16 protein-coding genes are annotated in these 15,053 nt (G+C 62.9%); 8 read left to right on the top strand and 8 right to left on the bottom strand.

Going from position 1 to position 15,053, the window contains the following annotated elements:
• The first annotated feature begins 134 nt into the window (after window positions 1-134).
• The gene (locus HF955_RS01280) at window positions 135-506 is read left to right on the top strand and encodes a VOC family protein (protein WP_027836745.1); all 372 of its coding nucleotides are present in this window, start codon (window positions 135-137) and stop codon (window positions 504-506) included.
• A 93-nt stretch (window positions 507-599) separates the two neighbouring features.
• Here the strand turns inward: HF955_RS01280 and HF955_RS01275 are convergent, their stop codons facing one another.
• Together HF955_RS01275 and HF955_RS01270 are read right to left on the bottom strand one after the other, a co-directional pair.
• Window positions 600-1,217 carry a hypothetical protein gene (locus tag HF955_RS01275; RefSeq protein ID WP_291077222.1) on the bottom strand — a complete coding sequence of 206 codons (618 nt, stop codon included), beginning with the start codon at window positions 1,215-1,217 and terminating at the stop codon, window positions 600-602.
• A 47-nt stretch (window positions 1,218-1,264) separates the two neighbouring features.
• Window positions 1,265-1,750 carry a CinA family protein gene (locus tag HF955_RS01270; protein ID WP_291077221.1) on the bottom strand — a complete coding sequence of 162 codons (486 nt, stop codon included), beginning with the start codon at window positions 1,748-1,750 and terminating at the stop codon, window positions 1,265-1,267.
• Window positions 1,751-1,932: 182 nt separating this feature from the next.
• On the opposite strand from HF955_RS01270, the gene HF955_RS01265 reads away from it, so the two are divergent.
• The 3 genes from HF955_RS01265 to HF955_RS01255 all read left to right on the top strand — a co-directional run bounded on the left by HF955_RS01265 (window position 1,933) and on the right by HF955_RS01255 (window position 5,949).
• Window positions 1,933-3,228, top strand: a complete 1,296-nt coding sequence (locus tag HF955_RS01265; protein ID WP_291077220.1) for a nucleoside transporter C-terminal domain-containing protein — start codon at window positions 1,933-1,935, stop codon at window positions 3,226-3,228.
• Window positions 3,229-3,295: 67 nt separating this feature from the next.
• A complete protein-coding gene (locus HF955_RS01260; protein WP_291077219.1) occupies window positions 3,296-5,323 on the top strand; it encodes a TonB-dependent receptor in 2,028 nt (675 codons plus the stop codon).
• Window positions 5,324-5,334: 11 nt separating this feature from the next.
• Complete coding sequence (locus tag HF955_RS01255; protein ID WP_027836740.1) at window positions 5,335-5,949, top strand: glutathione S-transferase family protein; 615 nt, start codon at window positions 5,335-5,337, stop codon at window positions 5,947-5,949.
• Here the strand turns inward: HF955_RS01255 and HF955_RS01250 are convergent.
• Both HF955_RS01250 and HF955_RS01245 read right to left on the bottom strand, forming a co-directional pair.
• Window positions 5,946-6,734 carry an SDR family NAD(P)-dependent oxidoreductase gene (locus HF955_RS01250; protein ID WP_291077217.1) on the bottom strand — a complete coding sequence of 263 codons (789 nt, stop codon included), beginning with the start codon at window positions 6,732-6,734 and terminating at the stop codon, window positions 5,946-5,948. The two genes, HF955_RS01255 and HF955_RS01250, sit on opposite strands and share 4 nt — an antisense overlap.
• Window positions 6,731-7,159, bottom strand: coding sequence for a PaaI family thioesterase (locus tag HF955_RS01245; protein ID WP_291077215.1), 429 nt, complete (start codon window positions 7,157-7,159; stop codon window positions 6,731-6,733). The genes HF955_RS01250 and HF955_RS01245 overlap by 4 nt, the downstream gene beginning before the upstream one ends.
• A 110-nt stretch (window positions 7,160-7,269) precedes the next feature.
• On the opposite strand from HF955_RS01245, the gene HF955_RS01240 reads away from it, so the two are divergent.
• The 3 genes from HF955_RS01240 to HF955_RS01230 are packed head-to-tail and all read left to right on the top strand — an operon-like array spanning window position 7,270 to window position 9,926.
• Window positions 7,270-8,430 (top strand): acyl-CoA dehydrogenase family protein, encoded by a 1,161-nt coding sequence (locus HF955_RS01240; RefSeq protein ID WP_291077213.1) that lies wholly within the window; start codon window positions 7,270-7,272, stop codon window positions 8,428-8,430.
• A 3-nt stretch (window positions 8,431-8,433) separates the two neighbouring features.
• Entirely contained in the window at window positions 8,434-9,669 is a 1,236-nt protein-coding gene (locus tag HF955_RS01235; RefSeq protein WP_291077211.1) for a serine hydrolase, read from the top strand.
• The gene (locus HF955_RS01230) at window positions 9,666-9,926 is read left to right on the top strand and encodes a DUF3253 domain-containing protein (protein ID WP_291077209.1); all 261 of its coding nucleotides are present in this window, start codon (window positions 9,666-9,668) and stop codon (window positions 9,924-9,926) included. The genes HF955_RS01235 and HF955_RS01230 overlap by 4 nt, the downstream gene beginning before the upstream one ends.
• Before the next feature lie 4 nt (window positions 9,927-9,930).
• Here the strand turns inward: HF955_RS01230 and HF955_RS01225 are convergent, their stop codons facing one another.
• From HF955_RS01225 to HF955_RS01215, 3 genes are all read right to left on the bottom strand, one after another.
• Complete coding sequence (locus tag HF955_RS01225; protein WP_291077207.1) at window positions 9,931-10,431, bottom strand: phosphoglycerate mutase family protein; 501 nt, start codon at window positions 10,429-10,431, stop codon at window positions 9,931-9,933.
• Complete coding sequence (locus HF955_RS01220; protein ID WP_291077205.1) at window positions 10,431-10,865, bottom strand: DUF3291 domain-containing protein; 435 nt, start codon at window positions 10,863-10,865, stop codon at window positions 10,431-10,433. The genes HF955_RS01225 and HF955_RS01220 overlap by 1 nt, the downstream gene beginning before the upstream one ends.
• A gap of 150 nt (window positions 10,866-11,015) precedes the next feature.
• The gene (locus HF955_RS01215) at window positions 11,016-11,813 is read right to left on the bottom strand and encodes an enoyl-CoA hydratase/isomerase (RefSeq protein WP_291077203.1); all 798 of its coding nucleotides are present in this window, start codon (window positions 11,811-11,813) and stop codon (window positions 11,016-11,018) included.
• Window positions 11,814-11,962: 149 nt separating this feature from the next.
• Between HF955_RS01215 and HF955_RS01210 the strand changes: the two genes are divergently transcribed.
• On the top strand, window positions 11,963-13,399 hold the full coding sequence (locus HF955_RS01210; RefSeq protein ID WP_291077202.1) for a coniferyl aldehyde dehydrogenase: 1,437 nt from the start codon (window positions 11,963-11,965) through the stop codon (window positions 13,397-13,399).
• Window positions 13,400-13,468: 69 nt separating this feature from the next.
• On the opposite strand, the gene HF955_RS01205 is transcribed toward HF955_RS01210, so the two are convergent.
• The gene (locus HF955_RS01205; RefSeq protein WP_291077201.1) at window positions 13,469-14,953 is read right to left on the bottom strand and encodes a DEAD/DEAH box helicase; all 1,485 of its coding nucleotides are present in this window, start codon (window positions 14,951-14,953) and stop codon (window positions 13,469-13,471) included.
• Window positions 14,954-15,053 lie beyond the last annotated feature (100 nt).

Here is a 15,053-nt window from a genome sequence, read left to right as displayed (position 1 = left end):
TTGACTGTTTGCCCCCGTGTCTGACCAAACGCTGACGTAAACGTCAAGCATGCCCGTGGGGTCACCTCTTGCGCGGATTGCCGCGCCATGATTGCGTTCCCGCCGCCACGAAGAAGCATTCAGGGAGAATCGACATGCTGGCCTATGTGACACTGGGATCGAACAACAAGGAAAAGGCGCTGGAATTCTACGACGCCGTGATCGGCGAACTGGGCGGCCAGCGCGTGTTTGCCAATGACCGGCTGCAATTCTACGGCGTCGGGCCGGGCCAGCCCATGATCGGCATTGGCGGCCCCTATGACGGTGAAGCGGCTTCCGTAGGCAATGGCGTGATGCCGGCCCTGGCCTGCAAGGACCGGGAAACGGTCGACCGCGCCTACAAGAAGGCGCTGGAACTGGGCGGCACCTGCGAAGGCGAGCCCGGCGAGCGCATGCCGACATTCTATGGTGCCTATTTCCGGGACCCGGACGGCAACAAGCTCTGCGTGTGCAAGGTAGGCGCGTAGCAATGGATTTCCTCCCCCGACAGCGGGGGAGGATGCGGGTGTGTCCGGAAACGCTGCAGCGTTTCCGGCAAGGGGGTCCGATTTCAGGTGACCTCATCCTGAACTTTCCCAGCTTTCCAGCGCCGTATTGATCAGGCCGGGCAGGGCGGTGGACACGGCCCCGAGTTCCGGGCCGAGGCGGAAGGCCTGGGACGCGGCGCCGACCAGCGGGCGGGGTTCCTGCCGCGCTTTCAGGCGATCGATGATCCGGGCCAGACGCAGAGCGGCGGCATCGGGCGCGCGCAGAATCCTGCGAACGGCCAGAATCCGGCTGATCAGGCGGCGGGTGCTGGCGTCCCGGCTGATGGGAAGCAGGCGTCCTGCCCGCTCCGGAATCATGTCCGCCATCAGGAAAGGCGTGCGCGCCGGCATCAAGGCAAACCGGCAGGACGGCCCTGACGGGAAGGTTGCCAGGTCAGTGCCCTCCGGCGGGTCCGCTGTCTGAGCCGAAGGGCGCGGCGCCGGCGGTGGCAGTTTCAGCGCCAGCGCCATGAGCAGGATCAAACGGCGCAAAATCGTTTCAATCTGTTTCAGCCGGCCATTGGCTTTTCGCTGCCGCGCGCGCGGCAGGGTTTTCGGATTGAGATGCAACTGGTCGCGCGCAATCACATCCTGCACGGCGCGATCCGCTTGCGTCAGTCCCAATCGGATGAAGTCGCTGGTTCCGGTCATGCGCCAGAGTATGACGCGCAGGGCTGTCAGACGAATTCGGTGGCCGGTCAGCCGAGCGTTGCCAGAAAGACTTCCAGCGCGTCCCGGGCGAACAGACGCATGTTTTCGGCGCGGTCGGTGAGGCCGGTTTCGAGCGTGGTGGACATTTCAAACCGGCCCGGGCCGACGACTGCGATACAGGTGTGGCCAGCCGCATCGCCATAGGCATTGCCGGTCGGGCCGGACGCGCCGGTTTCGCAAATGCCCCAGTCGGCAGCCAGTTTTCCGCGGATCGTATTGGCGAGCAGGCGGGCATAGGGCTCAGTCGAGGAGCGCATGTCGCCAAGGTCTTCCCGGGTCAGGCCGAGCAGATGCTTGAAGGCCTTTGGCGTATAGATGACGCCGCCCCCGCGATAATAGGCCGAGGCGCCGGGAACGGCGAGCAAGGCGGCGGAGATCAGGCCGCCCGCCGAGGATTCGGAGATGGCGACGGTTTCGCCCCGTGCGACGAGTTTGCCGGCGATCTGTTCGGCGATGGGAATGAGCGTGTCCATGGGCGGCACTTGAGCAGGCAGGCCAGGGCGACGCAAGCCGGACGTCGCGAGAGGGTCAAACCGTCTGCCTGCGTTTCTGTCGGTTTCATCCGGTTTCAGCCGGTTCCGCAGATGAGCGCTTCCCCTTCGGCGATGGCGCGGCTAAGCCTGATAGTCATTGTTTAGGGGAAAGGGAGCGGGGAATGCTTTCAATCGGCGGATATGAATGGGGCTGGGACAATGCCCGGGCCCTGATCGGCATCGTCCTGATCTATGGATTGTGCTGGCTTCTGTCGGAGAAGCGCAAACTGTTCCCCTGGCGGGTCGTGGTCGGCGCAACGGCGATGCAATTCGTTTTCGCGCTGATCCTGTTCGGCATTCCCTTCATCAAGGAAACGCTGCTGAAGGCAAATGCCATTGTGGATGGCCTGCAGAATGCGACACGGGCGGGCACGAGTTTCGTGTTTGGCTATGTCGGGGACAATCTGGCCGCCGACCAGTTGATGGGAGGCTCCCCGCCGCCGCTGTTCTTCTTCCAGATCCTGCCCATCGTGATTGTTGTGGCCGCGCTGTCGGCCATTCTGTGGCACTGGCGCATCCTGCAATGGATCACGAATGGGTTTGCCTATGTGTTCCGGCGCGGCATGGGGCTTGGCGGCGCGACGTCGCTGGCCGTGTCGGCCAATGTGTTCATGGGCATGACCGAAGCGCCCGTCCTGATCCGGCCCTATATCAAGGGCATGACCCGGTCGGAGCTGCTGATCATGATGACGGCCGGTTTCGCCACCATCGCGGGCTCTGTGCTCGTCGTCTATGGTTCGTTCCTCGAAGGCAAGATGGACAATCCGCTGCCGCAATTGCTGGCCGCCTCCATCATTGCCGCCCCGGCCGCCGTGGGCGTGGCGCTGGCCATGATTCCGGAGACGACGCCCTCGACCGAGCGGATGAAACAGCCGGACTTCAACTATGCCTCCACGATGGATGCCTTTTCGCGCGGCGCCTCGGACGGGCTTCAGATCGTGTTCAACATTGCGACCATGCTGATCGCGGCGCTGGCCCTGCTGTGGTTGGTCAATGCCGGCCTGGGCGCCCTGCCGCATGTCGGCGGCGAGGCGCTGTCCATCGAGCGGATTCTCGGCTGGGTGTTTGCGCCGGTGATGTACATGATCGGCGTGCCCATGGACGAGGCGGCGCAGTCCGGCTCGCTGATGGGGGTGAAGACGGTGCTGACCGAGTTCGTCGCCTTCCTGCAGCTGTCGGAATTGCCGCAGGATGCGATGGACCCGCGCACCCGGATCATCACGGCGCACGCAATCTGCGGCTTCGCCAATTTCGGCTCCATGGGCATCCTGATCGGCGGCCTGACCATTGTCGAGCCGGCACGCCGGGACGATTTCCTGGCGCTGGCCTGGCGGACCCTGCTGGCGGGCACGCTGGCGACCTGCCTGTCGGGCGCTGTGGTCGGCGCATTGCCCTATCAGCTGTTTGTGGGCGGCTGATCTTTTCTCTCGCCTGTCGCATGGTCAGGCCTAGACTTCAGGGCTGGGACTGGCACGAGTGCGAGGCATGACTATGAGAGAATTCCGGACACGCCTTCTGGTGGCGACAGGTGTTGCAATTGTTGCGGCGGGACTGCCGGCCATGGCGCAGGAGCGTCTGGCTCCGGTCGATGTCTGGGGGGACCGGGCGGAGAGCGATCCCGGCAGTCTGGCGGTGCTGGACAAGACAGAGATCGCCGACACGCTGGCAGACCACCCGGCCGAAATCCTGAACAGACTGCCCGGGGTCAACATCCAGATGAATTCCGGGCAGGAGCATCTGATTGCGATCCGCAGCCCCGTCCTGACCGGCGGGGCCGGGCAGGGCAGCTTCCTGATCATGGAAAATGGCGTGCCGGTGCGTTCGCCCGCCTTCGGCAATGTCAATTCCCTGTTCGAGCCGCATCATGAAGTGGCGAGCGCGATTGAAGTCGTGCGCGGGCCGGGCAGTGCGAAATACGGCTCCAATGCCGTGCACGGACTGGTCAATGTCATCCTGCCGGACGTCGGCAGCGGCAGCGAGGCGGTGGCGAGCTATGGCACGCTGGGCCGTTGGCGCACCGATGTGACGCTGGACGAGGGGGCACACTGGCTGGCGGCCGTGTCGGTCCAGAAGGATACGGGCTGGCGCGACAATACCGGTGTGGACCAGCAGAAACTGACCCTTGTCGGGGACTGGACGCTGGGCGGCTGGGACACAACCGGCTGGCTGACCGCGTCGAACCTCAATCAGGAGACGGCAGGCTTCATCCAGGGGGCGGAGGCCTACAAGGATGAGGATGTCGCCAAATCCAATCCGAACCCGGAAGCCTATCGCGATGCGTGGTCGGCGCGGGCGGGGGCGCGGCTTGCCCGCGAAGTGGGCGGCGGCACGCTGACCCTGATGCCCTATGCGCACACGCAGGCGATGATCTTTGCCCAGCACTTCCTGCCGAATGGCGGGGTCGAAAAGAATGGCTCGACCGGCGGCGGCGTGATGGCGCGCTTTGAACGGGAGGTTTCGGCGGCGCTGATTTGGCGAGCCGGCGTGGATGTGGATGTGGCGAGCGGGTGGCTGAAAGAAATCCAGCCCGAGCCGTTCGGGTTCTTTCCGGGTGATGCGCGGTTTCCGCAAGGCGTTCACTACGACTATACTGTCGACACGTTGATGGGGGCGCTCTGGGGCGAGCTGGATTATGCGCTGACGGATGATGTGCGCGTGCTGGCCGGGCTGCGTGCGGAGACGCATGACTATGACTATACGACCGATGTGGCCCCCGGCATCAATGGCCGCTTCAATGTTCCGGCAGACCGGACGGACAGTTTCGACCTGCTGACCCCCAAGCTGGGCCTGATCTGGTCTGTTACGGAAAACACCGATCTTTATGCGAACTATGCCCGCGGCGAGCGCGCGCCCCAGGCGTCTGACCTGTATCGCCTGCAGAGCCTGCAAGTGGCCGGCGAGGTCGAGGAAGAGACGCTGGACAGTGTCGAGATCGGGGCGCGGGGCACGGCGCTTGACGGGCGGCTGGTCTATGATGTGGCGGCCTACTGGATGGAGAAGGAGAATTTCTTCTTCCGCGACAGTGACGGGCTGAATGTGCCGGACGGGTCAACCGAGCATACGGGCATTGAAGCCTCGGCGGCTTTCGAGCTGATGGCGGGACTGAGCGTGTCGGGCACGGCCAGCTGGTCGGACCAGACCTATACGTTCGACCGGATCACCAGTTCGGGCACGGAGACGATCCGCGACGGCAATGCGATCGACACAGCGCCGGAATGGCTGGCCAATGTCTCGCTGCACTGGCAGGCGACGGACGCGGTCAGCCTGTCCCTGACGGTCGATCATGTGGGCGAGTATTTCACCGATCCGGCGAACACGACGGTGTATCCGGGCCACACCGTGCTGGGGGCGCGCGGCGCCTGGGCCTTTGCCGGGGACGCGGAAGTGTTCCTGATTGTGCGGAATTTGACTGATGAGCGCTATGCCGACCGGGCGGACCTCGCCTTTGGCAATGACAGATACTTTCCCGGCGAGCCGATCAATGCGACGCTGGGCATGAGAAAAACATTCTAGGGAGGACTGCCATGAAACTCTATCATACACCGAATGCTCCGAACCCGGACCGGGTGACCTTTTTCCTGCGCGCCAAGGGCAAGCTGGATGCGGTGGAGCTGGAGGAAGTCTCCATCATGAAGCAGGAGCACAAGACGAAGGCATATCGCGACGTGTCGCCCTTCGCGCAGGTGCCGGCGCTGGTGCTGGATGATGGCACGAAGATCACCGAGAGCCGGGCGATCTGTACCTATTTCGAGAACATTTTCCCGGAGCCGAACCTGATGGGATCGGATGCGAAGGAAAAGGCGCTGATCGAGATGTGGGACCGGCGGGTGGAGATGATGTTCTTCGTCCAGTTCGCGACCTGGTTCCGCAATGCGCACGAGATGATGGCGCCGCTGGAAGTGCCGCAGAGCGCCGAGGCAGCTGCCAAGGGCGAGAAGGCGGCGCGCAAGATGGCGCAGCGGATCGACAAGCACCTTGCCCAGCACGAATTCCTGGCGGCGGACCGGTTCTCGATTGCCGACATCACCCTGTTCATCACCTGCGGTTTCTGCCGCGTGATGAAATGGGCGCCGCACAAGGAGCACGAGAATCTCGGCCGCTGGTACGACGCCATGAAGGCACGGGGCTTTGCCGGCTAGGCGTTCTTGATCGTCAGGCCGCCATCGACCGGGATGTGAACGCCGGTCAGGAAGCTGGCGGCCGGCAGGACGAGTGACAGGGTCATGTTGGCCACTTCTTCCGGGATGCCGTAGCGGCGCAGCGGCACGCGGCGCTTGGCGTAGATCTCCTTGTGCTCGTCCGGGATGCCGGCGGTGATGCCGGTGCGGATCGGGCCGGGGCAGATGCAATTGACCGTGATGCCCTCGCGGCCAAGGTCCACGGCGAGGCCGCGGGTCAGGCCGATGACGCCATGCTTGGCGGCGACATAGGGGGAGTTGCCGGGCGTCGCGCCGAGCCCTTCGGTCGAGGCGATGTTCACGATGCGGCCGAAGCCGGCCTTGCGCATGTGCGGCAAGGCGGCGCGGATGGCGCGCTGGTGGGAGGTGAGCATGACATTGATGCTGGGGCCCCAGCTGTCCTCATAGCTTTCCTCGGCAATGTCGGCCGGAAGGGCAAATCCGGCATTGTTGACGAGGATTTCCAGGCTGCCGAAATGTGCGGCGGCCTCATCGACGACCCGCTTGATCGCCTCGCCATCGCCGACATCCAGCGCCCAGCCATGGACATCGGAATAGCCGGCATCGCGGATTTCCTGCACGACCACATCGACGTTTTCCTGTTTCAGGTCGGTGACGGCGACCCTGGCGCCCTGACGGGCGAACAGGTGCGCGGTGGCGCGACCCATGCCGCTGGCGGCGCCGGTGATCAGCGCAGTGCGGCCCTCGATGGAGCGGGACAGGTCTTCATAGGGCGGGTGGCTCATGTCTTCTTCTTTCGCTTCTTGATCGTGCCGGAAAAGTTCAGGACCGGGCGGTCATTCGCCGTGACGATGCCGCGCACAAAGGTGAGGGAGCGGCCCTGGCGGAGCACCTCGCCGCGCGCCTGGATGTATTCGCCTTCCAGCGCGCCATCGAGAAATTCGGAGGTGAAGGCGACGGTGACGCCATATTCGCCTTCCATCCCGTCATGCGCGATGGCGAACAGGGAGAAATCCGCAAAGGACATCAGGCAGCCGCCATGCATGACGCCGCCGGCATTCATGTGCTTGCGCTGGGCCCGAAAGGCCGCGACGGGGCCCTGTTCGTCGATCCTGAAATAGAACGGACCGGCCGCATCATGTTCGAAGGGCTCGTCGGGCCAGGTCTGCCAGCCGGCAAACTCCCCGGATTGGATTGTGTGTGCGGTCATTCCGCCTCCCTGCTGTTTTTATGGGGCACGATACCGCACAGTCACCCTTCGACAAGCGTGCCGTTGGGGCATAGATTGGGCTCACAAGACCATTCACCGGAGGAAATCGTATGGCATTCGATGCCGAAATCCGCGCGGCGCTGATCGAGCAGGTCCGCCGCTTCGTGACCGAGAAATGCGTGCCCATCGAGGCTCAGGTAGGCGAGGAAGACGAAGTTCCGCAGGACGTGGTGGACGAGATGAAGAATCTCGGCCTGTTCGGCATTGCGGTACCGGAGGAATATGGCGGCCTGGCGCTGGACATGGAGACCGAGGCGCTGGTTGCGATGGAGCTGGGCGAGACGTCCCCGGCCTTCCGCAGCGTTGCCGGCACGAATATCGGCATTGGCAGCCAGGCGCTGGTTCTGTTCGGCACCGATGCGCAGAAGGAAAAGTGGCTTCCGGGCATTGCCTCGGGCGACCTGATCGCCAGTTTCGCGCTGACCGAGCCGGAGGCCGGATCGGATGCCGGCAGCCTGACGACCAAGGCCATCCGTGATGGCGACCACTACGTTCTGAATGGCACCAAGCGCTACATCACCAATGCCAACAAGGCCGACCTGTTCACCGTGATGGCGCGCACGGATCCGGATACGCCCGGGCCGAAAGGCGTCTCGGCCTTCATCGTGGAGCGCGATACGCCGGGGGTTTCCGTGGGCGTGCCGGAAAAGAAGATGGGCCAGCAGGGCGCGCATATCTGTGATGTGATCTTCGAGGATGCGCGCGTGCCGGTCGAGAATATGGTTGGCAAGGAAGGTGAAGGCTTCAAGGTGGCGATGAGCGTGCTGGACAAGGGCCGCCTGCACATCTCCGCCGTGGCGACCGGCGTCTCCAAGCGCCTGATTCGCGAAATGGTGAATTATGCGCTGGAGCGGAAACAGTTCGGCACGGCGATCATGAATCACCAGATGATCCAGGCCATGATTGCCGACAGCCAGGCCGAGACCTATGCGGCTGAATGCATGATCATGGATGCTGCGCGCCGCCGCGATGCGGGCGAGGATGTCACCCTGCTCGCCTCATCGACGAAACTGTTCGCCACGGAGGCGTGTGGCCGCGTGGCGGATCGCGCCGTGCAGGTATTTGGCGGGGCGGGCTATGTGTCTGACTATGGCATCGAGCGCTTCTATCGCGATGTCCGTATCTTCCGCCTGTACGAAGGCACCAGCCAGATCCAGCAGATCATCATCGCGCGGGAACTGGCCAAGGCGGCGAAGGCAGGGAGACTGTAGCCCATGTTCGAACACGATCTGACAGACCCGCATGAGGTCGGCCTGAACGCCGAGCGGCTGGAGGCCATCCCGGCCTATTTCCAGCGCAACTATCTCGATACCGGGAAGCTGCCCTGTATGGCGACATTGGTTTCGCGCGGCGGCGAAGTGGCGCTGGAGGATTATTCCGGCACCACGCATATCGGCGAAGGCGAGCCTATTGGTCCGCACACGATTTTCCGCATCTATTCCATGACCAAGCCGGTCACGTCCCTGGCGGCGATGATGCTGTTCGAGGAAGGCAAGCTGCGGCTGGATCATGAGGTGGCGCGCTACATTCCGGAATTTGCGGATGTGCAGGTGTTCGAAAGCGGCAATCGCGAAGACTACACGACGCGCGCACCGGACCGGGCGATGACCTTGCTGGACCTGTTCACGCACACATCCGGCATCACCTATGGCTTCCTGATGCAGGACGAGCCGGACGCGATCTATCGCAAGGAAAAGATCGGCGCGCCGACCGAGACCCTTCTGGAGATGAGCAAACGCATCGCCGGATTGCCGCTCGCCTTCTCGCCCGGCACGCGTTGGGGCTATGGCCATTCCATCGATGTGCTGGGGGCGATTGTCGAGATCGTCTCCGGTCAGCCGCTCGACGACTTCTTCCGGGAGCGGATTTTTGGGCCGCTCGGCATGAATGATACCGACTTCTGGGTGCCGGAAGACAAGATTGACCGGTTGATGGCCTGTTACAACAAGCATCCGATCACCGGAGAGATCACCCTGTCGGATGCGGCCGGCAAGGAGTCGAAGCTCTACAGCCAGCGCCCGAAACTGCTCAATGCCGGCGGCGGCCTGGCCTCGACCGTGCGGGACTATCACCGATTCTGCCTGATGCTGATGCGCGGCGGTACGCTGGATGGCGAACGCATCATCAGCCCCAAGACCTGGGAGTTCATGCGCCAGAACCATCTGCCCGATGGCCAGACCATCAAGGCGATGGGCGACAAGACGTTTTCCGAAGCACGGATGGAGGGCAACGGGTTCGGTCTGGGCGGATCGGTCCTGGTCGACCCGGTGGCGAGCATGCAGCCCTCCAGCCAGGGCAATTTCAGCTGGGGTGGCCTGGCATCCACCTTTTTCTGGATCGATCCGGTGGAGGAAATGATCGCCATTCAGGCCACGCAGATGATCCCGTCGGGCACTTATCCGATCCGGCCGCAGCTTCAACAGCTTGTCTATGCGGCGGTGGACTGGTGAGTGACGAGCATTCCAACCCGGTCCGTGAAGCGATTCTGGACGTGACAGCGGCCTGTGGCGCCGGCAAGACGGTTGCGCCGGAGATTGCGGCGAAGGCCGTCAGCGAAAAGAACTTCCAGCGTGTGCTGAAGGATGTCCGCGCTGAAGCCGTGCGCCTGCACAAGGCGGGCATTGTTCTGATCTATCGCAAGGGCAAGCCGGTCGACGATCCGGACACGTTCAAGGGGGTCTACCGGCTGGGCCTGCCGGCGGCCTGACCGGTCAATTGCCGTAGCGGCGCAGCTCCGTGCGGTAACGGCGGCCATTGGCGGTCAGCACGTAGAGCCGGTCATATTCGGTCGCTTCAACGATCGGCGTGCCGGGCTTGCCGCCAAGCGCTTTCACAAGCGCGGGGGTCGTGTTCGAGTGGCCGACCACGAGGATGTTGCCGGGCGTGGCGCGCAACATGTTGGCGAAGGTTTCAAGATTGTTGCCGTCATAGGGCAGCACGGTCAGGCCGGTGGCCCGCGCCGTTGGGGCGGCGGTTTCCATCGTGCGGCGCGTATTCGTGGAATAGATGGCCGCAAGGTCTGCATCGGCGAGTTCGGCGGCCAGGATTTCCGCGCGGGCGCGGCCGACCAGCGTGAGTTGGGGGTCGTCTCCGGACGCCTTTTCGGCATGGCGGACGAGGTAGATGGTCTGGGCGTCTGGCGCTGGCGACGAGGCGCAGGCGGCCAGCAGGCTGGCGGCGAGTGCGCCCAGAAGAACGCGGCGGGTCTGCATCAGGCAGCCACCGGCTTTGCGATCAGATTGTCGAGCGAGAAGGCATGGTCGGTCGGGCCGTTCTGCCGCAGCGATTGAAGGCGGTCCCAGCCATCCTGCAGGGTGAACCGTTCGCCCCGCTTGGCCCACCAGAGAACAAAGCCCGCTCCTGCACTGCGGTCGAGCTGGCTCGACAGGCGCCGCATGCCGGGCGGGTGGGTGCGGCCATTATAGGTGAAGTCGCGCAACGCCTCGACCGATTTCCAGCCGGCCATGGTGCAGACATCCGGGGCGGATATGTCGGCCGGATACGGGAAGGCAGCTTCCATTCCGTACCAGGCGCCGCATGGGCGGCGGACGCCATGGGTATGCCAATGAAGGCCTTCATAGGAGTCGGCGTCGCTGAAAATGCGGGGCAGAATGGCCATGAATACACGAACGAATTCATTTTCCATGTTGAATGCACCCGTCGGACGGGCACAATTGAAATGAATCAATCGGTATTCCTGCGTCATTGAATTGTCCCCATCCGTTAGGACAGAGATATGACAAAGCCGTTTCTCAATTGTTAAGAGAATGAAAAACGCCCTCTGGTGGGAATTTTTCTATTTCCCCTTGAAGTCCGCCTTGCGCTTTTGCAGGAAGGCACTGACGCCTTCCTTGAAATCATCCGTACGCCCCGCAGTGCGCTGGGCGATGCGCTCGTCATAGATCGCTTCATCGAAATCGGATTCGCAGGCTTTCCACATGAGATCGCGGGCCAGGGACAGGGCCACAGTCGGCCCGGTGGCCAGCGTTTCCGCCATTTCCATCGCGGTGGACATCAGCGCATCATCTTCCACCACGCGGTTGACCATGCCCCATTCCAGCGCCTTTTCGGCGGGCACTTTCTCGCCGAACAGTGCCATCTCCATGGCGCGCGGACGGCCGATGGTGCGGGCGAGCAACCAGGTTGAGCCACCATCGGGAACGAGGCCGATGCGGCGGAATGCCTGAAGGAAATATGCACTCTTTGCACAAACAATAATGTCGCCAACAAGGGCAAGCGAACATCCGACGCCGGCAGCCGGGCCGTTGACGGCGGTGATCACGGGATGCGGATGTTCCCGGATCGCCTGCATGAGCGGATTGTAGTGTGTGGTGAGGGCGCGGCCGGCATCCGGCTTGGAGCCTTCATGGCTGAGTTTCACATTCAATTGGCCCGGGCCGAGATTCGCCCCGGAACAAAACCCCCGGCCCTCACCGGTCAGGATGGTGCAACGGGCCTCGTCCGCGGCAACTTCAAACGCGTGCAGAAGCTCCTGTGCGGTATCGACCCCGCAGGCATTCAGCGTGGACGGGTCATTGAAGGCGATGATCGCGATATCGCCCTTCAACTCGTAGGATATCTTTGTGTAGGCCATGCATTCCGCTCCCGAGATATGTTTTGTCGCACCTTATGGCCTTGCTCGACCGGCGTGAACGCCTGACCCAACGGAAATGTTTTTTATTTTGTTCAGCGCTCATTGCGCGTTACATTCGGCATGAGGAAACGACCCGGAGGAACAGTCACATGGCCCTAGATAGTGTTGCCGGAACCGGCATGAGTTCGATTTTGAGCCGCCAGAAAGCCGCGCACATTCGGGACGGGATCCCGTCAGCCGCCAAACGGATCGAGTGGATCGACAAGTCGATCGATCTCTTGGTCACGCATGGCGATGCGCTGGCCGAGGCAATGCGGGAGGATTTCGGGCATCGTTCGGTCGATCAGTCGAACCTGACCGACATTGCCGGGTCCATCGGCGCGCTGAAGTTTTCCAAGAAGCATGTCGCCAAATGGATGCGCCCGGAGAAGCGCAAGGTTGAGTTCCCGCTCGGCTTGCTGGGGTCGCGGGCGCAGATCCAGTACCAGCCCAAGGGCGTGGTGGGCGTGATCAGCCCGTGGAACTTTCCGGTCAACCTGACCTTCGCGCCCCTTGCCGGCGTGTTTGCTGCCGGCAATCGCGCCATGATCAAGCCATCGGAGTTTACCGAGGCAACCTCGGAACTGATGAAGTCGCTGCTCGCTCAGTACTATGATGAAGAGGAAGTGGCTGTGGTGACCGGCGGGCCGGATGTGGGGGCGGAGTTCTCCAAACTGGCCTTCGATCACATGATCTTCACCGGCGCGACGTCGATTGCGCATCATGTGATGCGCGCGGCAGCGGACAATCTCGTGCCGCTGACACTGGAACTCGGCGGAAAGAGCCCAGTCGTGCTCGGCCGGTCAGCCGACATGCAGAAGGCTGCCAGCCGGATCATGGCGGGCAAGACGCTGAATGCCGGGCAGATCTGCCTGGCGCCGGACTATGCCTTCGTGCCTCAGGAGAAGACTCAGGAATTTGTCGGGGCGGCGACCAAGGCCGTGGAGACGATGTTCCCGACCGGCATGAAGGACAATGACGACTACACGTCTGTCGTGAACCAGCGCCATTATGACCGGATCATGTCCTATATCGAGGAAGCCCGGGACAAGGGTGCGGAAGTCGTGGAGATCAATCCGGCTGGGGAGAATTTCTCGCAACAGCCGCACCGCAAGATCCCGCCGCACATCATCGTCAATCCGGACGACGATCTGAAAGTGATGCAGGACGAGATTTTCGGCCCGATCCTGCCGATCAAGTCCTATGGCGAGACACGCGATGCGGTGAATTATATCAACGCGCATGACCGTCCGCTGGGGCTCTACTATTTCGGCGAGGATGCTTCGGAGAAGGAATTCGTGCTGAACAATACCACATCGGGCGGGGTGACGGTGAATGACGTGATCTTCCATGTGGCGCAGGAAGACCTGCCCTTTGGCGGGGTCGGCCCGTCGGGCATGGGCAGCTATCATGGCCGGGACGGCTTCATGGAGTTCAGCCACAAGAAGGCCGTATACACACAGACCGGCAGCGAGATGCTGGCCATGATGCGGCCCCCCTATGGGGACAAGTTCCGCGGTCAGGTGAAAGGGCGCATCAAGCGCTAGGTGCCCGTCCCGGAAACAGAAAAGCCCGCCAGCAATGCCGGCGGGCTTTTTCTTTTGCAGCGATCCCGATCAGCGTTTCAGGAAGGCTGGAATGTCATCGCCGAAGCCTTTGACCTTTTCCGGGGCCGGATCGAGCACGAGGTCGTCATCCTTGCGTTTGCGTTCGCGCTTCGGCTTGGCGGCGCGCTCCCGCTTCGGCTTGTCTTCCGAACGGTCTTCGGACTTGCGGTCCGGTTTCGGGTCCGCCTTGGCGGTCTCTTCAGCGGGAGCCGGAGCCGCCTCGTCTGCGCGGTCGGTGTTCTCGTCCCGGCGTCGGCTGCGCGAGCGGCCGCCACGGGGCTTGTCGTCCCGGCTGCCCCGGCGTCCGCGGCCACGACCGCGGCTTTCTTCCGGCGGCAGGCTCTCGATCTCCTCGAGCAGGCCGTCAGGCATGAATTCCTCGACATCCTGCTGGATCATCTTGAGGACAAAGCCCCAGGACTTTTCGTCGTCCGGAGAGACCAGGGTGTAGGCCTCGCCCTTGCGACCGGCGCGCCCTGTGCGGCCGATGCGGTGGACATAGTCCTCGTCCTTTGGCGGCGGGGCATAGTTGAAGACGTGGGACACGTCCGGAATGTCCAGCCCGCGGGCTGCGACGTCCGAGCCGACGAGGAGTTTCAGGTCGCCGTCACGGAATTTCTGCAGGACTTCGCTGCGCACCGCCTGCGGCAGGTCACCATGGATCGCGGCGGCGTCATGCCCGTGTTTCGACAGGGAGGCCGCGACAATGTCCACTTCGACCTTCCGGTTGCAGAAGACGATGCCATTGTTGACGTCACAGGATTCGATGACGCGGCGCAGGGCGGTCCGCTTGGCCTTGGCTCCGTCATTGGGAAGTTTGACCACGAACTGCTTGATCGTTTCGGCGGTCTGCGCGGGGCGCGACACTTCGATCTTCTTCGGAGCCTTCTGGAACTTCTTGGCCAGATTGGCAATTTCCGGCGGCATGGTGGCCGAGAACAGCAGGGTCTGGCGGCGCGGCGGCAGCAGGCCGCAGATCTTCTCGATGTCAGGGATGAAGCCCATGTCCAGCATGCGGTCGGCTTCGTCGATGATGAGATAGTCGACGCCCATCAGAAGCAGCTTGCCGCGTTCAAACTGGTCGATCAGGCGGCCCGGCGTGGCGATCAGCACGTCGACGCCGCGCTGCAGCAGGGCTTCCTGTTCCTTGAAGCTGACGCCACCGATCAGCAGCGCCATGGTGAGCTTGAGATACTGTCCGTATTTCTCGAACTGCTCGGCGACCTGGGCGGCCAGTTCGCGCGTCGGGCACAGGATCAGGCAGCGCGGCATGCGTGCGCGGGCCCGGCCCCGGGCCAGGCGATGGATCATGGGTAGCACGAAGGCAGCCGTCTTGCCGGTGCCGGTTTGCGCCACACCTGTCACATCACCGCCTGCGATGACATGCGGAATGGCTTCAGCCTGGATCGGGGTGGGGTGAGTGTAGCCGGCTTCGGTGACGGCCTTGAGAATGTTCGGGCCGAGGCCCAGATCGGCAAAGGTAACTTCGGTCAATGTAGTCGTTCCCGGAATGGTTTCTGATCTAACCCGGCAGCCATGATGGCTGCATTTCCTGCGTCCGGCGCCTCAGTGCGCGTTCGGCAGGCCGGGCGAA

Origin of the sequence: Hyphomonas sp. (assembly GCF_017792385.1) — a bacterium.
Taxonomy (GTDB): Bacteria; Pseudomonadota; Alphaproteobacteria; order Caulobacterales; family Hyphomonadaceae; genus Hyphomonas.
The sequence above is the reverse complement of the archived record's forward strand: the minus strand, read 5'-3'. Positions and strand labels throughout refer to the sequence as shown.